This is a genomic window from Glacieibacterium sp. (assembly GCF_965200405.1).
In the GTDB taxonomy this organism is placed as follows: Bacteria; Pseudomonadota; Alphaproteobacteria; order Sphingomonadales; family Sphingomonadaceae; genus Glacieibacterium.
In genome coordinates this window covers 2,210,374-2,233,274 of record NZ_OZ241356.1, presented here as the reverse complement: position 1 = coordinate 2,233,274, position 22,901 = coordinate 2,210,374, and the positions used below count along the sequence as shown (strand labels likewise).

At 63.4% G+C, this 22,901-nt stretch carries 35 protein-coding genes; all 35 read right to left on the bottom strand.

Translation table 11 applies throughout. The annotated features are described in order from the left end of the window. Nucleotides 1-361: 361 nt before the first annotated feature. Nucleotides 362-736, bottom strand: coding sequence for a hypothetical protein (locus tag ACOFKW_RS10515; RefSeq protein ID WP_419814104.1), 375 nt, complete (start codon nucleotides 734-736; stop codon nucleotides 362-364). Beyond that, complete coding sequence (locus tag ACOFKW_RS10510; protein WP_419816924.1) at nucleotides 729-1,391, bottom strand: DNA/RNA non-specific endonuclease; 663 nt, start codon at nucleotides 1,389-1,391, stop codon at nucleotides 729-731. Before ACOFKW_RS10510 ends, ACOFKW_RS10515 begins: the two co-directional genes overlap by 8 nt. Before the next feature lie 275 nt (nucleotides 1,392-1,666). Further along, nucleotides 1,667-3,220 carry a glutamine-hydrolyzing GMP synthase gene (gene guaA / locus ACOFKW_RS10505; protein ID WP_419814103.1) on the bottom strand — a complete coding sequence of 518 codons (1,554 nt, stop codon included), beginning with the start codon at nucleotides 3,218-3,220 and terminating at the stop codon, nucleotides 1,667-1,669. A 59-nt stretch (nucleotides 3,221-3,279) separates the two neighbouring features. Continuing rightward, complete coding sequence (locus ACOFKW_RS10500; protein ID WP_419814102.1) at nucleotides 3,280-3,825, bottom strand: hypothetical protein; 546 nt, start codon at nucleotides 3,823-3,825, stop codon at nucleotides 3,280-3,282. Nucleotides 3,826-3,885: 60 nt separating this feature from the next. Then, a complete protein-coding gene (locus tag ACOFKW_RS10495) occupies nucleotides 3,886-4,320 on the bottom strand; it encodes an acyl-CoA thioesterase (protein WP_419814101.1) in 435 nt (144 codons plus the stop codon). Nucleotides 4,321-4,336: 16 nt separating this feature from the next. After that, complete coding sequence (rplQ, locus tag ACOFKW_RS10490) at nucleotides 4,337-4,750, bottom strand: 50S ribosomal protein L17 (RefSeq protein WP_419814100.1); 414 nt, start codon at nucleotides 4,748-4,750, stop codon at nucleotides 4,337-4,339. Nucleotides 4,751-4,954: 204 nt separating this feature from the next. Next, nucleotides 4,955-6,010, bottom strand: a complete 1,056-nt coding sequence (locus tag ACOFKW_RS10485; RefSeq protein ID WP_419814099.1) for a DNA-directed RNA polymerase subunit alpha — start codon at nucleotides 6,008-6,010, stop codon at nucleotides 4,955-4,957. Nucleotides 6,011-6,109: 99 nt separating this feature from the next. Then, nucleotides 6,110-6,499 carry a 30S ribosomal protein S11 gene (gene rpsK, locus ACOFKW_RS10480; protein WP_144237783.1) on the bottom strand — a complete coding sequence of 130 codons (390 nt, stop codon included), beginning with the start codon at nucleotides 6,497-6,499 and terminating at the stop codon, nucleotides 6,110-6,112. Between the two features lie 69 nt (nucleotides 6,500-6,568). Continuing rightward, nucleotides 6,569-6,937, bottom strand: a complete 369-nt coding sequence (rpsM, locus tag ACOFKW_RS10475) for a 30S ribosomal protein S13 (RefSeq protein ID WP_419814098.1) — start codon at nucleotides 6,935-6,937, stop codon at nucleotides 6,569-6,571. A 173-nt stretch (nucleotides 6,938-7,110) separates the two neighbouring features. Continuing rightward, nucleotides 7,111-7,695: a Uma2 family endonuclease gene (locus tag ACOFKW_RS10470; RefSeq protein ID WP_419814097.1), complete on the bottom strand. Its 585-nt coding sequence runs from the start codon at nucleotides 7,693-7,695 to the stop codon at nucleotides 7,111-7,113. 31 nt (nucleotides 7,696-7,726) lie between these two features. Further along, complete coding sequence (locus tag ACOFKW_RS10465) at nucleotides 7,727-8,374, bottom strand: adenylate kinase (RefSeq protein WP_419816923.1); 648 nt, start codon at nucleotides 8,372-8,374, stop codon at nucleotides 7,727-7,729. Then, nucleotides 8,374-9,726, bottom strand: a complete 1,353-nt coding sequence (secY, locus tag ACOFKW_RS10460) for a preprotein translocase subunit SecY (protein WP_419814096.1) — start codon at nucleotides 9,724-9,726, stop codon at nucleotides 8,374-8,376. Before secY ends, ACOFKW_RS10465 begins: the two co-directional genes overlap by 1 nt. A 119-nt stretch (nucleotides 9,727-9,845) precedes the next feature. Next, nucleotides 9,846-10,388: a 50S ribosomal protein L15 gene (rplO, locus tag ACOFKW_RS10455; protein WP_419814095.1), complete on the bottom strand. Its 543-nt coding sequence runs from the start codon at nucleotides 10,386-10,388 to the stop codon at nucleotides 9,846-9,848. Nucleotides 10,389-10,453: 65 nt separating this feature from the next. Next, on the bottom strand, nucleotides 10,454-10,630 hold the full coding sequence (gene rpmD, locus ACOFKW_RS10450) for a 50S ribosomal protein L30 (protein ID WP_419814094.1): 177 nt from the start codon (nucleotides 10,628-10,630) through the stop codon (nucleotides 10,454-10,456). Nucleotides 10,631-10,639: 9 nt separating this feature from the next. After that, entirely contained in the window at nucleotides 10,640-11,332 is a 693-nt protein-coding gene (rpsE, locus tag ACOFKW_RS10445) for a 30S ribosomal protein S5 (RefSeq protein ID WP_419814093.1), read from the bottom strand. 3 nt (nucleotides 11,333-11,335) lie between these two features. Further along, nucleotides 11,336-11,692, bottom strand: a complete 357-nt coding sequence (gene rplR / locus ACOFKW_RS10440; protein ID WP_419814092.1) for a 50S ribosomal protein L18 — start codon at nucleotides 11,690-11,692, stop codon at nucleotides 11,336-11,338. Then, nucleotides 11,692-12,225 carry a 50S ribosomal protein L6 gene (rplF, locus tag ACOFKW_RS10435; RefSeq protein WP_419814091.1) on the bottom strand — a complete coding sequence of 178 codons (534 nt, stop codon included), beginning with the start codon at nucleotides 12,223-12,225 and terminating at the stop codon, nucleotides 11,692-11,694. The genes rplR and rplF overlap by 1 nt, the downstream gene beginning before the upstream one ends. 1 nt (nucleotide 12,226) lies before the next feature. After that, nucleotides 12,227-12,625, bottom strand: coding sequence for a 30S ribosomal protein S8 (rpsH, locus tag ACOFKW_RS10430; protein WP_419814090.1), 399 nt, complete (start codon nucleotides 12,623-12,625; stop codon nucleotides 12,227-12,229). An 11-nt stretch (nucleotides 12,626-12,636) separates the two neighbouring features. Continuing rightward, nucleotides 12,637-12,942, bottom strand: a complete 306-nt coding sequence (gene rpsN / locus ACOFKW_RS10425) for a 30S ribosomal protein S14 (protein ID WP_419814089.1) — start codon at nucleotides 12,940-12,942, stop codon at nucleotides 12,637-12,639. 3 nt (nucleotides 12,943-12,945) lie between these two features. Continuing rightward, the gene (rplE, locus tag ACOFKW_RS10420) at nucleotides 12,946-13,530 is read right to left on the bottom strand and encodes a 50S ribosomal protein L5 (protein WP_419814088.1); all 585 of its coding nucleotides are present in this window, start codon (nucleotides 13,528-13,530) and stop codon (nucleotides 12,946-12,948) included. Continuing rightward, nucleotides 13,523-13,846: a 50S ribosomal protein L24 gene (gene rplX, locus ACOFKW_RS10415; RefSeq protein ID WP_419814087.1), complete on the bottom strand. Its 324-nt coding sequence runs from the start codon at nucleotides 13,844-13,846 to the stop codon at nucleotides 13,523-13,525. Before rplX ends, rplE begins: the two co-directional genes overlap by 8 nt. Next, on the bottom strand, nucleotides 13,846-14,214 hold the full coding sequence (gene rplN / locus ACOFKW_RS10410; RefSeq protein WP_419814086.1) for a 50S ribosomal protein L14: 369 nt from the start codon (nucleotides 14,212-14,214) through the stop codon (nucleotides 13,846-13,848). The genes rplX and rplN overlap by 1 nt, the downstream gene beginning before the upstream one ends. Continuing rightward, entirely contained in the window at nucleotides 14,211-14,477 is a 267-nt protein-coding gene (gene rpsQ / locus ACOFKW_RS10405; RefSeq protein WP_419814085.1) for a 30S ribosomal protein S17, read from the bottom strand. The genes rplN and rpsQ overlap by 4 nt, the downstream gene beginning before the upstream one ends. Then, the gene (gene rpmC, locus ACOFKW_RS10400; RefSeq protein ID WP_419814084.1) at nucleotides 14,477-14,686 is read right to left on the bottom strand and encodes a 50S ribosomal protein L29; all 210 of its coding nucleotides are present in this window, start codon (nucleotides 14,684-14,686) and stop codon (nucleotides 14,477-14,479) included. The genes rpsQ and rpmC overlap by 1 nt, the downstream gene beginning before the upstream one ends. A gap of 4 nt (nucleotides 14,687-14,690) precedes the next feature. Beyond that, entirely contained in the window at nucleotides 14,691-15,119 is a 429-nt protein-coding gene (gene rplP, locus ACOFKW_RS10395) for a 50S ribosomal protein L16 (protein ID WP_419814083.1), read from the bottom strand. A gap of 10 nt (nucleotides 15,120-15,129) precedes the next feature. Then, nucleotides 15,130-15,825 carry a 30S ribosomal protein S3 gene (gene rpsC / locus ACOFKW_RS10390; protein ID WP_419814082.1) on the bottom strand — a complete coding sequence of 232 codons (696 nt, stop codon included), beginning with the start codon at nucleotides 15,823-15,825 and terminating at the stop codon, nucleotides 15,130-15,132. Then, a complete protein-coding gene (rplV, locus tag ACOFKW_RS10385; protein WP_419814081.1) occupies nucleotides 15,825-16,217 on the bottom strand; it encodes a 50S ribosomal protein L22 in 393 nt (130 codons plus the stop codon). Before rplV ends, rpsC begins: the two co-directional genes overlap by 1 nt. Continuing rightward, the gene (rpsS, locus tag ACOFKW_RS10380) at nucleotides 16,217-16,492 is read right to left on the bottom strand and encodes a 30S ribosomal protein S19 (protein ID WP_419814080.1); all 276 of its coding nucleotides are present in this window, start codon (nucleotides 16,490-16,492) and stop codon (nucleotides 16,217-16,219) included. The genes rplV and rpsS overlap by 1 nt, the downstream gene beginning before the upstream one ends. 4 nt (nucleotides 16,493-16,496) lie before the next feature. Next, nucleotides 16,497-17,336, bottom strand: a complete 840-nt coding sequence (gene rplB / locus ACOFKW_RS10375) for a 50S ribosomal protein L2 (protein WP_419814079.1) — start codon at nucleotides 17,334-17,336, stop codon at nucleotides 16,497-16,499. 3 nt (nucleotides 17,337-17,339) lie between these two features. Then, complete coding sequence (locus ACOFKW_RS10370; protein WP_419814078.1) at nucleotides 17,340-17,663, bottom strand: 50S ribosomal protein L23; 324 nt, start codon at nucleotides 17,661-17,663, stop codon at nucleotides 17,340-17,342. Next, complete coding sequence (gene rplD / locus ACOFKW_RS10365) at nucleotides 17,656-18,279, bottom strand: 50S ribosomal protein L4 (RefSeq protein ID WP_419814077.1); 624 nt, start codon at nucleotides 18,277-18,279, stop codon at nucleotides 17,656-17,658. The genes ACOFKW_RS10370 and rplD overlap by 8 nt, the downstream gene beginning before the upstream one ends. Before the next feature lie 2 nt (nucleotides 18,280-18,281). Next, entirely contained in the window at nucleotides 18,282-19,034 is a 753-nt protein-coding gene (gene rplC / locus ACOFKW_RS10360) for a 50S ribosomal protein L3 (protein ID WP_419814076.1), read from the bottom strand. An 82-nt stretch (nucleotides 19,035-19,116) separates the two neighbouring features. Further along, nucleotides 19,117-19,431, bottom strand: a complete 315-nt coding sequence (gene rpsJ / locus ACOFKW_RS10355; RefSeq protein WP_419814075.1) for a 30S ribosomal protein S10 — start codon at nucleotides 19,429-19,431, stop codon at nucleotides 19,117-19,119. A 110-nt stretch (nucleotides 19,432-19,541) separates the two neighbouring features. Further along, nucleotides 19,542-20,732, bottom strand: a complete 1,191-nt coding sequence (gene tuf / locus ACOFKW_RS10350; RefSeq protein WP_419814074.1) for an elongation factor Tu — start codon at nucleotides 20,730-20,732, stop codon at nucleotides 19,542-19,544. 89 nt (nucleotides 20,733-20,821) lie between these two features. Further along, the gene (fusA, locus tag ACOFKW_RS10345) at nucleotides 20,822-22,894 is read right to left on the bottom strand and encodes an elongation factor G (protein ID WP_419814073.1); all 2,073 of its coding nucleotides are present in this window, start codon (nucleotides 22,892-22,894) and stop codon (nucleotides 20,822-20,824) included. Nucleotides 22,895-22,901 lie beyond the last annotated feature (7 nt).

Genomic DNA, 22,901 nt, shown 5'->3' with positions numbered 1-22,901 from the left:
TGCGGGGCAAAGGCGGGCGGACATTCCATCCCGGAAGCGGCGGGTGTAATGCCTTGCGTCGTGTGCGGTTCGACATAGTTGCGTGCAGCCTCGACATGCTCGATCTAGCCAGTGTCGAACAGCGCGTCCGCCCCTGGTCCCGAACCTCCAACCGGTAGTCGGCGGAGTGACGGCGCCTGCAAGGTCGCGCAAAATGTCGCCCGCGCAGTTGGGCTGGCAAGTTTCAGGTGTGGCGCCGAGTGTTGCGTCGCCAGCCGGCGTGGGACCATATACGATCTGTCAAATTACTGCCGAGCCATTGGGCGAGCACCCTGTGCCCGACTTCAAATCGTAGGCGGTGTCCGCCCCGACGATATCGCGCCTAAAAGATGATTTGCTTGTTGTGATACCGTTCGCTGACGATGCGATCTCGACGATCGTCCTGGTCTTCCTCGGGATCGATCTCGTTTGGATAAGTGAAAAGCGCCTCGAAGTGACCGTCGTTTACGATGTACTTCATCGCGGCCCAACGCTTAGCTTCCGGGTCTGCAAGCCAAAGATCGTAAAGAAGAAATGTCAGCCTTTCGGAGGCGGAATGGTGTATTACCTTTTCTCCGTAATCCATGAACATGGAAGGCGAAATCACCGCTGGCTGAATTTCGACATACAGGAATATCTCGCTTGCAAGCCTGTCTGTTTCGTGTCCGACGGCTTCACCGATTTCTCTCAATATCTGCTCCGCTGTAAGGTCAATCATCTCGTTTCACCTTAACTTTGTTTGCGAATATATGCGTATATTCTGCGCTACCAACACGATAATCAACGGTGACCGAGGTGGGTCTTGTCGAGGTGCCGTTGTATGAGGGAGTGATGTCGACCGATACCAGCTTGCCCTGCAGCCTTGCCTTTGCCCATCTTCCTTCGAGGACGCGGTAGACGCCGCGGTTGAACCCCGCGTCTTGCGCAAAGTGATTGAACGCGTCCGTCGGTCCGTTGAACTGGCGAGCTATGTAGTGGCCGCCATCGTCGGTCAGCAATCGGTCAGTGCCCCCGGCTCGCGCTTGGGTTTGCCGAGAACGCGGCTTGCTGGGATTAAGCGTGATCGCTCCAGAGATCCGGCGCGTCCGTTGCGCAGAATCGATTTCGAACTTGTAGCCGTTGCGTGTGATCGCCTGCCAACCCGTGGCTAACTGGGATGGTAGCGCCAAGCGCAAAAGCGGAGTGGCCGGCGTTATTGGTATAGGCTTCGTCGCCCGCCCGGGCCCTACAGATGTGGCCGGGCGTGTGCCGCGGCCACGCGGGTTCTCTTCAGGAGCCACCGCTACCGCCGCCCCTAAACGAACCGCCGGCGCCGCCACCTCCGGATGCACCGCCGCCGCCCCTGAGTGGCTGCCGCCCCGAGTTGCCGCCATTGCCGAAAGTAAACTGGCCATTCGCCGGGTCGTGCTGGTGATTGAACTTCAGGCCCTCGGTGACAGCGATCTCAATCGGAACACGCCTGCCGGTACGAAGGTAAGTTACAAACCAGCTTCGGCTGGAGGCCGGCGCGGCCGATACGTCATCGACAACATGCATCTGCTCGCCCCTTTACCAAGAAGCGAACTTACGGCAATTCGGCTAAAATCTCAATCTAGATTGTACCGTTTTGGCACAATACCTTACCGAGCGAAGCTGCCAGTGTCTCAGCTCACTCCCACTCGATCGTGCCCGGTGGCTTCGACGTATAGTCATACACGACGCGGTTGATGCCGGGCACCTCGTTGACGATGCGGGTGGCGCAGGCGCTGAGGAAGGCGCTGTCGAAGGGGTAAACGTCGGCGGTCATGCCGTCGACCGAGGTCACGGCGCGCAGGCCACAGACCTTGTCATAGGTCCGGCCGTCGCCCATCACGCCGACCGTCCGCACCGGCAGCAGCACGGCGAACGCCTGCCAGATCGCATCGTACAGCCCGGCCTTGCGGATCTCGTCGAGGAAGATCGTGTCGGCCTTACGCAGCGTGTCGCAGGCTTCCTTGGTGACTTCGCCGGGGATGCGGATCGCCAGGCCGGGGCCGGGGAACGGGTGGCGGCCGACGAAGGCCTCGGGCAGGCCGAGCTCGCGGCCGAGGACGCGGACCTCGTCCTTGAACAGCTCGCGCAGGGGCTCGACGAGCTGCATGTTCATGCGCTCCGGCAGACCGCCGACATTGTGATGGCTCTTGATCGTCACGCTCGGTCCGCCGGTGTAGCTGACGCTCTCGATGACGTCGGGGTACAGCGTGCCCTGCGCCAGAAACCCTGCCCCGCCAATCCGTGCCGCCTCGGCCTCGAAGACGTCGATGAAGGTCTTGCCGATGAACTTGCGCTTGAGCTCCGGGTCGGTGACGCCCGCCAGGCCGCCCAGGAAAGTGTCGGCGGCGTCCACATGGACGAGCGGGATATGATAATGCTCGCGGAACAGGCCGACGACCTGCTCGGCCTCGCCGGCGCGCATCAGGCCGTGATCGACGAAGACGCAAGTCAGCTGGTCACCGATCGCCTCGTGGATCAGCACCGCCGCGACGGCTGAGTCGACGCCGCCCGACAGCCCGCAGATCACCTTGCCGTCGCCGACCTGGGCGCGGATATCGGCGACCTTGGCGGCGCGGTAGCCGGCCATGCTCCAGGTCGCGGTACAGCCGGCGACGTGGCGAACGAAGTTGGCGATCAGCTTGGCACCGTCGGGCGTGTGCATGACCTCCGGGTGGAATTGCACGCCGTAGCGACGCTTGATGTCGTCGGCGATGGCGGCGAACGGTGCACCCTCGGTCGTGGCGACGACACGGAAGCCCGCCGGGATCGAGTCGATGCGGTCACCGTGGCTCATCCACACCTGGTGGCGCTCGCCGGCTTTCCACAGGCCGTCGAACAGCATGCAGTCGTCGGCGATGTCGATATAGGCGCGGCCGAACTCGCGGTGCAGCGACGGCCCGACCTCGCCGCCGAGCTGGGCCGCCATGGTCTGCTCGCCATAGCAGATGCCGAGGATAGGGATGCCGCGCTCGAACAGGCTGTCGGGAGCGCGCGGGGCGCCGATATCGGTGACGGAGGCGGGGCTTCCAGACAGGATGACGGCGCGCGGGTCGAGCCGGGCGATCGCCTCCTCGCCCTTTGAGAAGGGCACCAGCTCGCAATAGACCCCGGCTTCGCGGACGCGGCGGGCGATGAGCTGCGAGACCTGGCTGCCGAAGTCAAGGATGAGGATGGATTCAGGCTCTTGCACTGGGCGCTTTCGATACGGGGATGCGCGCGGTCTAGGCACGCATCCCGTCCGAGTCCAGTTTAGCCGAGGCGCAGGTCGGTGATGTCGCCATAGGCAGCGCTGCAGGTGAACGGCACGCGCTGGCTCGGCGAGCGGTCGCCGCCATTGATGTCGACCGAGCCGCGGACGCGGACACCGCCGCGAATATTGTCGACGCGGTCGATCCCGGCGACGCGCGCGAAGCCGCCGCCGTTCTGCGCCTCGCGCTCTGCCGCGCGCGAGCAGGCCTCGACCGGGTCGCCGTTCTGCGCCTGCTGGTCGTCATAGCCGGGGCCGCCCTGCCCGCCATAGCTCTGGACGCCGCCATAGCTGCGGTACTCGCCGCCGGTGTTGGGGTCATAGCCCTGCTCGTAGACGCGCTGGCGGTTGTTGTTGCTGTTCGAGGCAGCGATCGCGACGCCGCCGATGATCGCTGCACCGAGCAGTGCGCCGCCCAGGCCGATACCGCCGCCACCGCGATGATAATGGTGATAGCCGCCACGATAATAATCGCGCGCCGACAGCGGGGCGCTGACCAGTGCCAGCGACAGTGCCAGGCCCGAAGCGATGCGGAAACCGATGCTCATCGAAGTGCTCCTTGTTGTGCCCTATCTAGACAGGACACATTGTACCCGCGATGAACCGGGTCAGGCGGCGATCAGCGCCAGTCCGGCACGCCATTCGGGAGGCAGCGGCATCGGTCGACGGCTGCCGCGGTCGACATAGACATGGACGAAAAAGCCCTCGGCGGCAGCGGTCTGCTGGCCTGCCGCGAACAGCCCGACCTCGAACCTGACGCTCGACGTGCCGATGTGAGCGACACGGATCCCGGCCTCGACGGTCTCGGGGAAGGCGAAGGAGCGGGCGTAGCGGCAGCCAGTCTCGGCAACCAGGCCGATCAGCGGGCCGTCCTTGATGTCGAGCAGCCCGGCCTCGACCAGGTACGCGTTCACCGCGGTGTCGAACCAGCTGTAATAGACGACGTTGTTGACGTGCCCGTAAACGTCGTTGTCCATCCAGCGCGTCGGGATGGAGCGATAGGCCCGATAGGCAGAGCGTGGGCGATACGGCGGCTGTGCCATCTCGCCCACTCCCGAATCAGGCGGCGTCGTCGAAGCTTTCGACCGGACCGCTGTCCTGGCCCTTGGCCGAGGTGTCGCGCTCGACGAACTCGACGATCGCCATCGGGGTCGCGTCCGAGCGGCGGATACCGGCCTTGACGATACGGATGTAGCCGCCTGGACGATCCGCGTAACGCACGGCCAGCACGTCGAACAGCTTGGTCAGCTGGACATCGTCCTTGAGGCGCGCATCGGCGAGACGGCGGTTCGACAAGCCACCGACCTTGGCGAGCGTCACCAGCTTTTCGACGTACGGGCGGATTTCGCGAGCCTTGGGCAGCGTCGTCGTGATCTGCTCGTGCTTGATCAGCGAGGCGGCCATGTTCTTGAACATCGCGAGGCGGTGGCTGGTCGTCCGGCCGAGCTTGCGATTGGAATTACCGTGACGCATGTGTCTGTCCTTGTTCGTTCGGGGGCCGTGTCAGGTACCCCGGAGCAGGCCGCGCAGGATTGCGCGGCCCAGTTTCCGTCATTAGCGCCGCGGCAAAGCCGCGTCGTCGGTCGGGTTGCACCCGCCGGCCGCGCTTGGTCGTCCCGGTCGATAACGTGAAATTCGCGAAGTGCAAATTTCCCGTTATCGTCCGGCGACCGGCGCCTAGTATTCCGCTTCGAGCTTCTTGGCCATTTCCTCGATGTTCTCGGGCGGCCAGCCGGGGATTTCCATACCCAGTCGCAGCCCCATCGCGGTCAGCACTTCCTTGATCTCGTTGAGCGACTTGCGGCCGAAGTTCGGGGTCCGCAGCATCTCGCTCTCGGTCTTCTGGACGAGATCGCCGATGTAGATGATGTTGTCGTTCTTGAGGCAGTTCGCCGAACGCACCGACAGCTCCAACTCGTCGACCTTCTTGAGCAGGTAACGGTTGAGTGCAGCGGTGTCGTCGATCTCGATCGGGCCGCCGGTGTGCGCCGGAGCATGCTGGACCTGATGCGCCGAGGCCGGCTCGTCGAAGTTGACGAACAGCTGGAGCTGGTCCTGCAGGATGCGAGCCGCATAGGCGAGCGCATCGTCCGGGGTCAGCGTGCCGTCGGTCTCGACGTTCAGGATCAGCTTGTCATAGTCGAGCTCCTGCCCGACGCGGGTGTTCTCGACCTTGTACGCCACCTGGCGAACCGGCGAGTACAGCGCGTCGACCGGAACCAGGCCGATCGGCGCATCGGCCGGACGGTTGGCCGAAGCCGGAACATAGCCCTTACCGGCTTCGATCGTCAGCTCCATGTTGAGCGTCGCGCCCTCGTCGAGGGTGCAGATCACCAGGCCGGTGTTCATGATCTCCATGTCGCCGGTCACTGCGATCTGGCCGGCGGTGACTTCGCCAGGACCGGTCGCCGACAGATGCACACGCTTGGGCTGATCGCCCTGCATGCGCACGGCAATCTGCTTGATGTTGAGGACCATGTCGGTCACATCCTCGCGGACGCCGGCGAGCGAGCTGAATTCGTGCAGCACGCCGTCGATCTTGACCGCGGTCACGGCAGCACCCTGCAGCGACGAGAGCAGGACGCGGCGCAGTGCGTTGCCGAGTGTCAGGCCAAAGCCACGCTCGAGCGGCTCGGCGATGAAGACGCCCTTGCGGCGGCTGTCGGAACCGGGCTTTGATTCGAGCCGGTTCGGCTTCTTAAGTTCAGTCCAGTTCTTTGCGATAACTGCCATTTTTTCCACCTCGGGAAGCTGGGACGCAGCGGATCGTCACCCGCGCATCCGTAAATCTTTGAGTGCTGCCGGCGGATTCAGCCGGCAGCAAGGGCAGCGTCAGACGCGACGGCGCTTCGGCGGACGAACGCCGTTGTGCGGGATTGGGGTGACATCGCGGATTGCCGTGATGTTGAAGCCGACGGCCTGCAGCGCGCGCAGGGCCGACTCACGACCCGAACCGGGGCCGCGGACTTCGACTTCGAGAGTGCGGACGCCGTGCTCGGCGGCCTTCTTGCCGGCGTCTTCGGCAGCCATCTGGGCGGCGTACGGCGTCGACTTGCGCGAGCCCTTGAAGCCCATCGTGCCGGCCGACGACCAGGCAATCGCATTGCCCTGCGCGTCGGTGATGGTGATCATCGTGTTGTTGAAGCTGGCGTTCACATGGGCAACGCCGGAGGTGATGTTCTTGCGCTCGCGGCGCTTGATGCGGGCTGGTTCACGGGCCATCGGATCGTTCCTTGAAAGGCTAAGCTGTCGGACTGAAAATGAGCGGAATTACGCGATGAGCGTAGTTCGTTACTTCTTCTTGCCGGCGATCGGCTTGGCCTTGCCCTTGCGGGTACGGGCGTTGGTGTGGGTGCGCTGACCGCGGACCGGCAGGCCGCGACGGTGGCGCAGGCCACGATAGCAGGCGAGGTCCATCAGGCGCTTGATGTTCATCGCGGTCTGGCGGCGAAGGTCACCCTCGACCGTCATGTCCTTGTCGATCTTCTCGCGGATCTGCAGCACCTCGGCGTCGGTCAGGTCCTGGACGCGACGCTCGCGTGGGAAGCCGAGTTCGGTGACGATCCCGAGCGCCTTGGTGCGCCCGATGCCGTGAATGTAAGTCAGCGCGATCTCGACGCGCTTGTTGGTCGGGATGTTGATACCCGCGATACGTGCCACAGATTGGTCTCCCAGGCTCCACGGTCCACTCGGGCTAAGTGGTCCATCTCAAAGCGTGACACCGGAAAGCCAGAGGGCATCCCGGTGAGTTCATCCGTTCATTCGGAAGCAGGGTAGCTAGGCAGCGAATCCCGTAATGTCAAGCTCGGGCATGGATCTTTCCCGCGGGATCGCTACAGATCCCCGAGATCTATGCCAAGTCCCGGGATTGCAACGCTGTCGATCTGTTCGCCGAACCGAAATATCGCGCGTGCGCCGTACCCGTCTTCCCGAGCACTACTGTAACGGTGGATCGCCCGCCCATTGACGTCGGCGATCCAATACTCGGGCACACCTGCGGCCGCGTAGAGTTCAGCCTTCAGCGTCAGGTCTTTCGCCAACGTAGTATCCGCTACCTCGACGATCAGCACGACACTGCGGCCGTCGACAAAGCCAGTCGTGGCGACGCCGTCCCAGATCAGGATATCGGGCTCAGGCACGCTCATGTTCGACAGTTGCACCGAGCCTTCCTGATCGACCCTCAGAGAAAGGCCCAGATCATCGATCGCCCGGCGCAGGCGATAAGCCAGGTCGCCCTTGACGCGCATGTGCGGCACCGCCTGCGCGTTCATCTGTATGATTACCCCGTCGATGAGTTCGACACGCCCGGCATCGACAAACGCCCCGGCCAAGGTCAGCCGCTTGTACAGGTCGGCGTCGAACACCAGAAGTCGGGTGTCGTCCGACCGTGCCAGCGGATGATCGAGGCGTACGTTCATACCGCACGCCTATCACATCCGACCGACGATTTCACCCAGGCAGGACCGCGTCGATCGCGGCACCGACAACGGCCATGCTGGCCATGCCGTCAACGCGCGCAACGATGTGCTTGGCGTCGTAATAGGGCAGGATCGGCGCAGTCTTGGCGCGGTATTCCGCCATCCGGGTGCGGACCGTCGCCTCATTGTCGTCGATGCGACGCTTGAAGTCGTGCGAGCCGCAGACGTCGCAGGTGTCTGCGACCTTGGGCAGCTTGTAGCGGTTGTGATAGCCCTCGCCGCAATTGGCGCAGGTGAAACGTCCGGTGATCCGGTCGACCAGCGCGTCCTCGTCGACGACCAGCTCGACGACCTTGTCGACGTGCAGGCCCTTGGCGCCGAGCATCGCGTCGAGCGCCTCGGCCTGGGCCCGGGTTCGCGGATAGCCGTCGAGGATGAAGCCCGGGTGATCCGCCGGCACGTCGAGACGCTCACCGATCAGGCCGTTGACGATGTCGTCCGAGACCAGCTCGCCGGCGTCCATTACTGCCTTGGCGCGCTGGCCCAGCGGCGAGCCGGCTTTTACCGCGGCCCGCAGCATGTCACCCGTCGATAGCTGCACCAGTCCACGCTCGGCCGTCAGCCGTTGCGCCTGAGTGCCCTTGCCCGCGCCCGGAGGCCCAAGCAGAACAAGGATGATCAACGACGATTTCCCCTCAGCTTGGACTTCTTGATGAGCCCCTCATATTGATGCGCGAGCAGGTGTGACTGGATCTGCGCTACGGTATCCATGGTCACATTGACGACGATGAGCAAGGACGTTCCGCCGAGCGCCAGCCCGGTGCCCATCTGCGAGGACAGGAATTCCGGCAGCAGGCAGATCACGGTCAGATAGGCGGCACCGATGACGGTGATGCGCGTCAGCACGTAATCGAGGTACTCGGAGGTCCGCACGCCTGGACGGATGCCGGGAATGAAGCCGCCGTACTTCTTGAGGTTCTCGGCGGTCTCCTCGGGATTGAAGACGACGGCCGTGTAGAAGAAGCTGAAGAAGATGATGCCGGCTGCGTAGAGCAGCATATACAGCGGCGCGCCGTGCTGGAGCGCCGTGGTGATCGTCAGCAGCCAATCGGGACCGTTGCCGGTGCGGCCGGCGAACTGCGCGACCGTCAGCGGCATCAGCAGCAGCGACGAGGCGAAGATTGGCGGGATGACGCCGGCGGTGTTGATCTTCAGTGGCAGGTGCGAGCTGTCGCCCTGGAACTGCTTGGTACCGACCTGGCGCTTTGGATATTGGATCAATATTCGCCGCTGCGCCCGCTCCATCAGGCAGATGAAGGCGATCGTTGCCAGCGCCACGACGGCGACCAGGACCAAGAACCCACCCGACAGGTCGCCGGTGCGGCTGCGCTCGAACAACTGGCCGAGTGCGACGGGAAGATGCGCGACGATGCCGGCCATGATGATCAGCGAAATACCGTTGCCGATACCGCGGCTGGTGATCTGCTCACCCAGCCACATCAGAAACATCGTGCCGCCGATCAGCGTGATCACTGTGGTGACGCGGAAGAACCAGCCCGGATCGATCACTGCGCTGGCGCCGGTGCCGGCGCCCCAGCTCTCGAGGCCGACAGCGATGCCGTAGCCCTGGATAGCGGTCAGCAGCACGGTGCCGTAGCGCGTGTACTGGTTGAGCTTCTTGCGGCCGGACTCACCTTCCTTCTTCAGGCTGGCGAGGGCCGGCACGAGGCTGGTCATCAACTGGATGATGATCGAGGCGGTGATGTACGGCGTCACGCCGAGCGCAATCAACGACATGCGCTGCAAGGCGCCGCCCGAGAACATGTTGAAGAAGTCGATCGCGCCGCCCTTGGTGCTGTTGAACAGCGAACCGAGCGCCGTCGGATCGACACCCGGCAGCGGCACAAAGGACACCAGTCGGAAAACGATCAGCGCGCCCAGGGTGAACCACAGGCGCTTCTTGAGTTCAGTTGCTTTGGAGAAGTTCGCGAAGCTGAGCTGCGCGGCCATCTGTTGCGCTTGTGACGCCATTTACGTTCCCACCCACTCGACCCCAACGCCAGGGGCTCGACGGCCTAGATAGGCATGGGCAAACGATAGCGCCATGCCGGAAAGCAATCGGCCCGCCCGGTTGGGGCGGGCCGGATGACTTATGCCTTGGCGGCGCTCGCCTTGGCCGCCCGGGCAGCGGCGCGGTTGACCTTCTGGTCGTCGCGGCTGATCGGCTCGGGCTTCGGTGCCGGCAGTTCGAGAGTGCCGCCGATCGCCTCGAGGGCGGCCTTCGCGGCAGCACTGGCACCGGTCAGCTTGAGCTTGAGCGGCGTGGTCAGCGTGCCCTTGGCGAGCAGGCGGACGCCTTCGCGAGCGTGGCTGATGACCCCGGCGGCAACCAGTGCCGCGCCGTCGAGAACGGTGTCGCCATTGATCTTTCCGGCATCGACGGCGATCTGCAGCGTGCCGAGGTTAACTTCGGCGAAATACTTGCGGAAGACGTTGTTGAAGCCGCGCTTCGGCAGCCGCATGTGGAGCGGCATCTGGCCGCCTTCGAAGCCGGCAATGCTGACGCCCGAACGGCTCTTCTGGCCCTTCTGGCCGCGACCGGCAGTCTTGCCGACGCCGGAGCCGATACCACGGCCGACACGGACGCGCGACTTGCGGGCGCCTGGATTATCTCGGAGATCGTTCAGTTTCATGCTGTGCACTCGCTTTCGCTTTAGTCGCGCGGATGGGGACGCCCGCCGAAGCGGGCGCGAAAGTTCTAGCTCTCGATCGTGATAAGATGCGCGACCTTGCGGATCATGCCACGGACTGAAGGGGTATCCTCCAGCTCGCGGGTGCGGTGCATCTTGTTGAGGCCGAGACCGATCAGCGTTGCCTGCTGATCGGGGCGGCGACGGATGTGCGAGCCGGTCTGGGTGATCTTTACGGTAGCCATGTCAGGTCCTTACGCAACCGCTTCGGCGTCGGCTTCGGCAGTGCGCGACGACGCATCACCACGGCGCGACATCAGGTCGGCAATCTTCTTGCCGCGACGCTGCGCCACCGACTTCGGCGAAGTCTGCAGCCCCAGGGCAGCAAACGTCGCGCGGATCATATTGTACGGGTTGCTGGTGCCGACCGACTTGGTCACCACGTCTGCCACGCCCAGCGATTCGAACACGGCGCGCATCGGACCACCAGCGATGATGCCGGTGCCCTGCGATGCCGAGCGAACATAGACCTTGCCGGCGCCGAAGTGGCCGTAGCCATCGTGGTGCAGGGTACGGCCATCGCGCAGCGGAACGCGGATCATCGCCTTCTTCGCAGCGGCAGTCGCCTTGGAGATCGCTTCCGGAACTTCGCGAGCCTTGCCGTGGCCGAAGCCGACGCGACCCTTGCCGTCACCGACGACGACCAGCGCCGCAAAACCGAAGCGCTTGCCGCCCTTTACCGTCTTGGAGACGCGGTTGATGTGGACCAGCTTTTCGACGAGCTCTTCGCCGCCATCGCTGCTGCCGCCACGACCATCGTTACGACCACGGCCGCCACGATCGCTGCCGGGACGTCCACGACCGCCGCCGGGGCCACCAGGACCGCCGCGATTGCCACCGGGACCACGGCCCGCGTTGGGGCCGGCGCCTGCTGTTTCAGCTGCCATCGATTAAAACTCCAACCCGCCTTCGCGGGCTCCCTCGGCCAGCGCCTTGACGCGACCGTGAAACAGAAATCCGCCGCGGTCGAACACTACGGCCGAGACACCGGCTGCCTTGGCACGCTCGGCCAGGCGCTTGCCGACTTCGGTCGCCGAACTGCAGGTCGCGCCGCTGGTGTCGCGGACGTCCTTCTCGAGCGTCGAGGCAGCAGCGACCGTGGTGCCGAGGCTGTCGTCGATGATCTGCGCGTACATGTGCTGCGACGTGCGGTGGATCGACAGGCGCGGACGCGAGCCGCCCTTGGCACGAAGCGAGGTGCGAACGCGCCGGCGGCGCTGTTCGAAGAGGGAGAGGTTCTTGCCCATTACTTCTTCTTCCCTTCCTTGCGGAAGATGAACTCGCCGCGGTACTTGATGCCCTTGCCCTTGTAAGGCTCCGGCTTGCGCCAGCGGCGGATTTCTGCGGCGACCTGGCCGACCTTCTGGCGATCCGAACCGCTGATCTCGACCGTCGTCTGGTCGGGAGTCTTGATCGTGATGCCTTCCGGGATCGGATAGTCGACGTCGTGGCTATAGCCAAGCTGCAGCTTCAGGTTGGAACCCTGGACGTTGGCACGGTAGCCGACGCCGGTGATTTCCAGAACCTTGGTGAAGCCGTCCGTCACGCCGACGATCAGGTTCGAAACCAGGGTACGCTGCAAGCCCCAATAGGCCCGGGCGCGCTTGGTATCGTTTGCTGGCGTGACGCTGATGCCGTCGTTCTCGAGGACATACGAGATATCGTCGACCATCGGCATCGCGAGGCTGCCCTTGGGGCCCTTCACGCTCAGCTGACCACCGTCCATCGTGGCGGTAACGCTTGCCGGTACCGGGACCGGCTTCTTTCCAATGCGCGACATATCAGAATACCTGGCAGAGGACTTCGCCGCCGACATTCTGCTCACGCGCTTCCGCGTCGGACAGAACACCCTTGGGCGTCGAGACAATCATGATACCCAGACCGTTGCGAACGCGCGGGATCTCGGCAGCGCCGGAATAAACGCGGCGGCCGGGCTTCGACACGCGGGCGACGTGCTGGATGGCGGGCTGGCCTTCGAAATACTTCAGGTCGATCCGCAGGATCGCAGTCGCCGAGCCGTCGGGCGCGTCGCTGTAACCACGGATATAGCCTTCGCGCTGAAGCACGTCGAGAACGCGGGCGCGCAGCTTCGACGCCGGCGTGAGCACGGAATCCTTGCGCGCCTGCTGGCCGTTGCGGATGCGGGTGAGCATGTCACCCAGTGGATCGGTCATCGACATCTAGGCAGTCCTTACCAGCTGCTCTTGGTCACGCCGGGGATCAGGCCCTTGTTGGCCAGCTCCCGGAGCATGATCCGCGACAGCTTGAACTTGCGATAATAAGCGCGGCTACGGCCGGTCAGCTCGCAGCGGTTGCGCACACGGCCGGGCGTAGCATTGCGCGGCAGCTCGGACTGCTTGAGGCGGGCCATCAGGCGCTCCCCGTCATCCTTGCTTTCGTCGGCAGCGATCGCCTTAAGCGCAGCGAACTTCGGGGCGTACTTCTTGACCAGCGCCTTGCGGTGCTCGTTCTTCTTGATCGAGGAGAGCTTTGCCATCGGTCAGGCCGCCTTCTGCGCCGGCTCGGTCATGCCGATGAACGGCATCCCGAAGAGTTTCAGCAACGAGCGCGCCTCGTCATCCGAACGCGCCGTGGTGGTGATGATCACGTCCATGCCGCGAACCTGGTCGATCCGGTCGTAGCTGATTTCCGGGAACACCAGCTGCTCCTTCAGGCCCATGGCATAGTTGCCACGGCCGTCGAAGGACTTGGGGTTCAGGCCGCGAAAGTCGCGGACGCGGGGCAGTGCGATGGTGATCAGGCGATCGAGGAACTCGTACATCTTCTCGCGGCGCAGCGTCACCTTGCAGCCGATCGGCATGCCTTCGCGGAGCTTGAAAGTCGCGACCGACTTCTTGGCCTTGGTGATCACTGGCTTCTGGCCGGCGATCAGCGCCATTTCAGCGGCGGCCTGGTCGACCTTCTTCTTGTCCTGCGTGGCTTCACCGACGCCCATGTTGATGACGATCTTGTCGATCCGTGGCACCTGCATGACGTTGGTGTAACCGAACTCCTCGGTCATCGCGGCGCGGATCTTCTCTTCGTAGAGCCGCTGCATCTTCGTGAGGTTTGCCGAATCAGCCATCGATCGTTGCTCCCGACCGCTTGGCGATACGCACCTTGCTGCCGTCTTCGTTAATCTTGAAGCCAATGCGCGTCGGCTTGCCCGTGGTTGGATCCTCGATCGCAACCTTGCAGACGAACATCGCCGCTTCGATACGCTCGAGACCGCCCTGCGGGTTGGTCTGGCTGGCCTTTTTGTGGCGGGTCATCATGTTGATACCGCTGACGATGACCTTGCCGGTCTTCGGCATGGCAGCCGTCACGACGCCGTGCTTGCCCTTGTCCTTACCGGACAAGACGACGACCTTGTCGCCCTTCTTGATTTTTGCGGCACTCATTACAGCACCTCCGGCGCTAGGCTGATGATCTTCATGTGACCCGAGGCGCGCAGTTCGCGAACCACCGGCCCAAAGATACGGGTGCCGATCGGCTCCTCGTTCTTGTTGATCAGGACGGCGGCGTTGCCGTCGAAACGGATGACCGAGCCATCAGCGCGGCGGATGTCCTTGGCGGTGCGAACGACGACTGCGCGGTGCACGTCGCCCTTCTTGACCTTGCCCTTGGGTGCTGCTTCCTTCACCGACACCACGATGGTATCGCCGACGCCGGCAAAACGGCGCTTCGAGCCGCCGAGCACCTTGATGCACATCACCCGCTTGGCGCCGGAGTTATCGGCGACATCTAGGTTCGTCTGCATCTGGATCATGAGTGCGATCCCTCCACGGTCTTGTTGATGCCCACGGTCTCGATGACCTTCCAGGTCTTCAGCTTGCTGATCGGGGCACACTCCTCGATGCGCACCGTGTCGCCGGCCTTGACCGTGTTGCCCTCGTCATGGGCGTGATACTTCTTCGAGCGACGGATGATCTTGCCATAGACCGGATGCGCAACCTTGCGCTCGATCAGCACGACCACCGTCTTGTCGGTCTTGTCGGAGACGACCATTCCCTGCAGCACGCGCTTGGGCATTACTTCGTCTCCTGCGCAGCAGCGGTCGACCGCTGGGTCTGCAGCGTCTTGATGCGCGCGATGGTGCGACGCACCTCACGCACGCGGGCTGGCTTCTCGAGCTGGCCCGTCGCTGCCTGGAAGCGCAGGTTGAACTGCTCGCGCTTCATCTCACCCAGCTGGGTCGCCATCTGGTCGTCCGACTGGACCTTCAAATCTTTCGTCTTCATCGTCTTATGCCTCGCCAGTCGGCTCGCCGAGGCGAACGACGACCTTAACCTTGATCGGCAGCTTCGCCGCTGCACGCTCGAAAGCACCCTTGGCGATCTCGTGGCTGACGCCGTCGATCTCGAACATGATGCGACCTGGCTTGACCCGCGCGGCCCAGAACTCGGGCGAACCCTTGCCCTTACCCATGCGGACTTCGTTCGGCTTCTGCGTGACCGGGACGTCCGGGAAGATCCGGATCCACAACCGGCCGGCGCGCTTCATGTGACGCGAGATCGCCCGGCGTGCGGCCTCGATCTGGCGAGCCGTGATCCGGTCCGGCTCCATCGCCTTCAGGCCGAAGGCACCGAAGTTGAGCGCCGTGCCGCCCTTGGCGTCGCCATGAATGCGACCCTTGAACTGCTTACGGAATTTAGTGCGCTTTGGGGACAACATCTACTTTACCTCAGCGCGCCGGACGGACGCCGGAAGTCTGTGCTTCCATCATCAGTCGGTCTTGCGACATCGGGTCGTGACCCAGGATTTCGCCCTTGAAGATCCAGACCTTAACGCCGCAGACACCGTAAGCGGTGTGTGCCTGTGCCTCGGCAAAGTCCATGTTGGCGCGCAGCGTGTGCAACGGCACCCGGCCCTCGCGGTACTGCTCGCTACGAGCGATTTCCGCACCACCGAGACGGCCACCGCACGACACCTTGATGCCGTCGGCACCGAGACGCATGGCGGACTGCACGGCACGCTTCATCGCGCGACGGAAGGCGATACGGCGCTCGAGCTGGTCGGCAATGCCCTGTGCCACGAGGCGGGCATCGACTTCCGGCTTGCGGATCTCGACAATGTTGAGCGACACGTCGCTCTTGGTCATCGCGGCGATCTGCTTGCGCAGCTTCTCGATGTCGGCGCCCTTCTTGCCGATGATCACACCGGGACGGGCAGCGTAGATCGAGACGCGGCAAAGCTTGGCCGGGCGTTCGATGACGACCTTGGAGATCGCCGCCTGCAGATGCGTCTTCATGATGAAGTTGCGGATCCGCAGGTCTTCAAGCAGCATCGTGCCATAGGCATCGCCTTCGGCGTACCAGCGGCTGTCCCAGGTACGGTTGATCTGCAGGCGCAGACCGATCGGGTTGGACTTATGACCCATTAAACGTTCTCCACCGGAGCATCGCTCAATTCACGCACGACGACGCGAAGGCGGCTGAACGGCTTTTCGATACGAGCGGCACGACCACGGGCACGAGGCGTGAAACGCTTCATTACCAGCGCCTTGCCGACGCTCGCCTCGTGGACGATGAGCGCATCGACATCGAGGTTGTGGTTGTTCTCGGCATTGGCGATCGCCGAAGCGAGAACCTTGCGAACCTCGGGCGCCATGCCCTTGGTCGAGAAGCTGAGGATGTTCAGCGCATCGCCAACCTTGCGGCCGCGGATAAGACCGGCGACCAGGTTGAGCTTGTACGGGCTGCCACGAAGCGTCGTCGCGATGGCGATCGCTTCGCGCTCGCCGACCTTGCGGGGGTTGTTGGGCTTGCCCATCAGCGCTTGGCCTTCTTGTCGGCGGCGTGACCGGTGAAGGTCCGCGTCGGTGCGAATTCGCCGAGCTTCATGCCGACCATGTCCTCGTTGACCGAGACCGGGATGAACTTGCGGCCATTATGGACGCTGAAGGTCAGGCCGACGAAGTTCGGCAGGATCGTCGAGCGGCGCGACCAGGTCTTGATCGGCTGACGCGCGCCCGAAGCCTGCGCGGCATCGGCCTTCTTCAATACGTGCAGGTCGACGAAAGGACCCTTCCAGACGGAGCGGCTCATGCGCTTAGCCCTTCTTCTTCTTGGCGTGACGTGACCGGATAATCATGTGGTCCGTCGACTTGTTCGAGCGCGTCTTGGCGCCCTTGGTTGGCTTGCCCCAAGGCGTAACCGGGTGACGTCCGCCAGAGGTCCGGCCTTCACCACCGCCGTGCGGATGGTCGACAGGGTTCTTGGCGACACCGCGCGTCAGCGGGCGATAGCCCATCCAGCGCACGCGGCCGGCCTTGCCGAGGTTCTGGTTCGAATTGTCGGGGTTCGACACGGCACCGACCGTCGCCATGCACTCCGAGCGCACATAACGCTGCTCGCCGGAATTGAGGCGGATGATCACCATGCCGCGGTCACGACCGACGACCTGGATGAACGTGCCGGCGGCACGTGCCAGCTGGCCACCCTTGCCGGGCTTCAGCTCGCAGTTATGGACGATGGTACCGACCGGCATCTGCCCGATTTCCATCGCGTTGCCGGGCTTCACGTCGACCTTCTTGCCGGCGATGACCGAGTCACCGACCGCAAGACGCTGCGGCGCGATGATGTAGGACTGCTTGCCGTCCGGATACTTGACCAGCGCGATGAACGCCGAGCGGTTCGGGTCATACTCGAGACGCTCGACCGTAGCGGCCTCGTCCCAGGTGCGACGCTTGAAGTCGACGATGCGGTACAACTGCTTGTGACCGCCCGCGATACCGCGTGCCGTCGCATGGCCCATGTTGTTTCGGCCGCCCGACTTGCGCAGACCCTCGGTCAGCGACTTGACGGGACGACCCTTGTGGAGGGCCGAACGGTCGACGAGGATCAGGCCGCGGCGGCCCGGGCTTGTCGGATTATAGGATTTCAAAGCCATGACTTAGATTCCCGTCGTCACGTCGATACGGTCGCCTTCGGCGAGCGTCACAACGGCCTTCTTCTTATCGGCGCGGGTATAGGGACGACCCTTCCAGCGCTTGCTCTTGCCCTTCTGGATCATGGTGTTGACCGCCATGACCTTGACCGAGAACAGCGCCTCGACGGCGGCCTTGATCTCGGGCTTCGAAGCAGTGTTCGCAACCTTGAACACGACCTGGTTGAACTCGCTCACCAAGGTCGACTTCTCGGTGATAACCGGCTTTACGATGATATCGTAATGCTTCAGGTCGATTGCCGCCGGAGCGGTCTTTAGGGCCTTAGCCATTGACGCGTGCCTCCAGGCTCGCAACCGCGGCGCGGGTCAAGACCAGCGTGTCGTGGTTGAGGATGTCGTAAACATTGGCACCGATCGCCGGCAGCGCGTCGATCTTGTGCAGGTTTGCACAGGCCAGGCCGAAATGCTGGTCGACAGCATCGCCATCGATGAACAGACCCGACGTGATGCCCAGACCCGCGAGACGCGCGATCAGCGTCTTGGTCTTGGCCTCACCCAGGGTAAGGTTCTCGACGATCATCAGCTTGCCTTCGGCAGCCTTGACCGACAGCGCGGTGGCGAGACCGAGACGGCGGATCTTCTTGTTGAGACCCGGGTCGAAGTCGCGAACGCGCGGACCATGAGCCTTACCACCACCGGTGAACTGCGGCGCAGCGCGGTTACCATGGCGAGCGACACCGCCGCCCTTCTGGTTGCCGAGCTTCTTGCCGGTGCGAGCAACGTCCGACCGCTCGCGAGCACCGCGGGCAGTCGCCCGGCGCTTCTCGAGCTGCCACGTCACGACGCGGTGCAGGATGTCGGCGCGGGCCGGCATGCCGAACACGCTCTCCGAGAGTTCGATGTCGCCGGACGCGGCGTTATCGAAGGTCTTGACCTCAAGCTTCATGATCAAGCCTCCCCGCCGGTAGCTTCGGTGGTGTCAACGGTTTCGACCGCTGGGGTCGTCTCGGCGACAGGCGCAGCAGCGTTGCTCTTGAGCGAACCCGGGAACGGCGCATCGGCGTGAGCCGGAACCTTGACCGCGTCCTTGATCATCAGCCAGCCGCCCTTGTGGCCGGGGACCGAACCCTTGAGGAAGATGAGGCCGCGCTCGACATCGGTCGAGACGACTTCGAGGTTCTGCTGGGTACGCTGGCGGTCGCCCATGTGGCCGGCCATCTTCTTGCCCTTGAAGACCTTGCCTGGATCCTGCCGCTGGCCGGTCGAGCCGAGCGAACGGTGCGAGACCGAGACGCCGTGGGTTGCCCGTAGGCCGCCGAAGTTCCAGCGCTTCATGCCGCCCTGGAAGCCCTTGCCGACCGTGTGACCGGTGACATCGACGAGCTGGCCAGCGACGAAGTGATCGGCCGACATAGTCGCGCCGGCTTCGAGCAAAGCATCGGCCGAGACGCGGAATTCCGCGACCTTCGCCTTGGGCTCGACTTCGGCCTTGCCGAAGTGGCCACGCTCTGGCTTCGAAGTGTTCTTGGCTTTCTTGACGCCGGCACCGAGCTGGACGGCGGTATAGCCATCACGCTCGTCGGTGCGGACGCTGACAACCTGGCAGCCCTCGAGGGCCATCACGGTTACCGGGACATGCTTCCCGTCGCTCTGAAAGAGCCGGGTCATTCCCATTTTCTTCGCGATCACGCCACTGCGCATGATCAATTCCTTTCCTGCCAGAGGCCCAGACATACTGGGCGTGATCCAAATGAAGTTCGCTCCGCGTATTTCATAGTGTCGATCAGCCCTGGAGCTTGATCTCCACATCGACACCGGCAGCGAGGTCGAGCTTCATCAGCGCGTCCACGGTCTGGGGTGTCGGGTCGACGATGTCGAGCAACCGCTTGTAGGTGCGAACCTCGAACTGCTCGCGCGACTTCTTGTCGACGTGCGGCGAGCGATTGACGGTGAACTTCTCGATGCGGGTAGGCAACGGGATCGGACCACGGATGGCGGCACCGGTGCGCTTCGCAGTATCGGCGATCTCGCCCGTGGCCATATCGAGGACCCGGTGATCGAACGCCTTGAGGCGAATGCGGATGTTCTGCGTTTCCATGACGTCTTGATCAACCAACCTGAACGAATTCTCAAAAACAAAGCGGCCCGAAAGCGATCGGGCCGCTCAAACCTCGAATCAATGTTCCGAAGTAGAGCGGCCCTATAGCCTTACTTGGTGATCGTTGCAACCACGCCGGCGCCAACGGTACGTCCGCCTTCGCGAATTGCGAAGCGAAGACCTGGATCCATGGCGATCGGAGCGATCAGCTTGACCTGCAGCTGGACGTTGTCGCCCGGCATGACCATCTCGGTGCCCTCAGGCAGCTCCACGGTACCGGTGACGTCGGTCGTGCGGAAGTAGAACTGCGGGCGGTAGTTGGCGAAGAACGGCGTGTGACGGCCACCCTCGTCCTTCGACAGCACGTAAACCTCAGCCGAGAACTCGGTGTGCGGCTTGATCGAGCCTGGCTTGCAGAGAACCTGGCCACGCTCGACGTCGTCACGACCAACGCCGCGAAGCAGCGCGCCGATGTTGTCGCCGGCCTGGCCCTGGTCGAGCAGCTTGCGGAACATCTCGACGCCGGTGCAGACGGTCTTGCGGGTGTCGTGGATACCGACGATCTCGATTTCTTCGCCGACCTTGACGACGCCGCTCTCGACGCGGCCGGTGACGACGGTGCCGCGACCCGAGATCGAGAACACGTCCTCGATCGGCATCAGGAACGGGCGATCGAGCGCACGCTCAGGCTGCGGGATGTAGTCGTCAACCGTCTTCATCAGCGCCAGGACCGCGTCATGGCCGATGTCGTCGCGCTTGCCGTCGAGGGCGCAAACTGCCGAACCCTGGGTGATCGGAATGTCGTCACCCGGGAAGTCGTACTTCGACAGAAGCTCGCGGATCTCCATCTCGACGAGCTCGAGGATCTCGGCGTCGTCGACCAGGTCGACCTTGTTCATGAAGACGACCATGGCAGGAACGCCGACCTGCTTGGCGAGCAGGATGTGCTCGCGGGTCTGTGGCATCGGGCCATCGGTGGCCGAGACGACCAGGATCGCGCCGTCCATCTGGGCGGCACCGGTGATCATGTTCTTCACATAGTCGGCGTGGCCTGGGCAATCGACGTGCGCGTAGTGGCGGTTGGCAGTCTCATACTCGACGTGTGCGGTCGAGATAGTGATGCCGCGCTCGCGCTCCTCGGGAGCCTTGTCGATGTTGGCGTAGCTGGTGAAGGTGGCGCCACCGGTCTCGGCGAGAACCTTGGTGATCGCTGCCGTCAGCGAGGTCTTGCCATGATCGACGTGGCCGATCGTGCCGATGTTGCAGTGCGGCTTGTTCCGCTCGAATTTCGCCTTACCCATGAGTCCTATCCTTCGTCGAATTGCTGCCCGGCCCGGAAGGCGGGGCGTCTAGTTGTCGCCAGTCAAAATGTAAAGCCGCGTTACGACTCTCAGGCCATCTTGAGCTTGATTTCCTCGGCCACGTTCGAGGGAACTTCCTCGTAATGGCTGAACTGCATCGTGTACTGGGCGCGGCCCTGCGACATCGACCGGAGCTGGTTGACGTAGCCGAACATGTTGGCCAGCGGCACCATCGCCTCGATGACCTGGGCATTACCCCGGCTGTCGGTGCCCTGGATCTGACCGCGACGGCTGTTCAGGTCGCCGATGACGTCGCCCATGAAGTCCTCGGGTGTCACCACCTCGACCTTCATGACCGGCTCCAGCAGCTTGATGCCTGCCTTGGTGGCCGCTTCGCGCATGCCGCCACGACCGGTGATCTCAAATGCTAGCGCCGACGAGTCGACGTCATGGTAGGCGCCATCGTACAGTCGCGCCGTGAAGTCGATGATCGGGAAGCCGATCAGCGAACCCGAAGCGGCGATCTCGCGGATGCCCTTCTCGACCGACGGGATATATTCCTTGGGAATATTGCCGCCCTTGACCTCGTCGACGAAGACGACGCCCGAACCGCGCTCACCCGGCTCGACCGAGAACTTGATGCGACCGAACTGGCCGGAGCCACCCGACTGCTTCTTGTGGGTGTAGTCGACATCGACCTTGCGGGCGAGCGACTCACGATAGGCAACCTGCGGCGCGCCAACGTTGGCCTCGACCTTGAACTCGCGACGCATGCGGTCGACGAGGATCTCGAGGTGAAGCTCGCCCATGCCCTTGATGATCGTCTGGCCGCTCTCCTGGTCGGAGGTGACGCGGAACGACGGATCTTCCTGAGCCAAGCGATTGAGCGCGATGCCCATCTTCTCCTGGTCGGCCTTAGTCTTAGGCTCCACCGCGACCTCGATGACGGGGTCCGGGAATTCCATGCGCTCTAGGATGATCGGCTTCAGCGGCGCGCATAGCGTGTCGCCCGTGGTCACATCCTTGAGGCCGACCAGCGCGACGATGTCGCCGGCATAGGCTTCCTTGATGTCCTCGCGGTTGTTGGCATGCATGAGCAGCATGCGACCGATCTTTTCGCGCTTGTCCTTGACCGAGTTGAGCACGGTCGATGCAGCTTCCATCTTGCCCGAATAGATGCGGGCGAAGGTCAGCGTGCCGACGAACGGGTCGGTCATGATCTTGAACGCCAGCGCCGAGAACGGTGCATCGTCCGAAGCTTCGCGGATCTCGTCCTCGTCCTTCAGGTTGATGCCGTGCATCGGCGGAATGTCGAGCGGGCTGGGCAGATAGTCGACGACTGCGTCGAGCAGGGGCTGGACGCCCTTGTTCTTGAAAGCCGAGCCGCACAGCACCGGCACGAACGAGAAGCTCAGCGTGCCCTTGCGGATCAGGCTTTTCAGCGTCGCGGTGTCGGGCTCGACGCCTTCCAGATACGCCGTCATGACGTCGTCGTCCTGCTCGACGGCCATCTCGATCAGGTCGGAACGCGCCGCAGCGGCTGCGTCCTTCATATTGTCCGGGATGTCCTTGTACTCGAACTTCGCGCCGAGAGACTCTTCGAGCCAGACGATGGCGCGGTTCTCGACGAGATCGACGAGGCCGATGAAGTCACCTTCGAGGCCGATCGGCAGGTACAGCACGGCCGGACGGGCGCCGAGGCGGTCCTTGATCATCTCGACGCAGCGGTCGAAGTTCGCGCCGGTGCGGTCGAGCTTGTTGACGAAGCACATCCGCGGGACTTTGTACTTGTCGGCCTGGCGCCAGACCGTCTCCGACTGCGGCTCGACGCCGGCAACGCCGTCGAAGCAAGCCACGGCACCATCGAGCACGCGCAGCGAACGCTCGACTTCGATGGTGAAGTCGACGTGGCCGGGCGTGTCGATGATGTTGATGCGGTGGTCGTTCCAGTAGCACGTCGTCGCGGCGGACGTGATCGTGATACCGCGCTCCTGCTCCTGCTCCATCCAGTCCATCGTCGCGGTGCCTTCGTGCACTTCGCCGATCTTGTAGGACTTTCCGGTGTAGTACAGGATCCGCTCGGTGGTCGTGGTTTTCCCGGCGTCGATATGCGCCATGATCCCGATGTTGCGGTACATGTTGAGCGGCGTCGTGCGTGTCATGACTGTT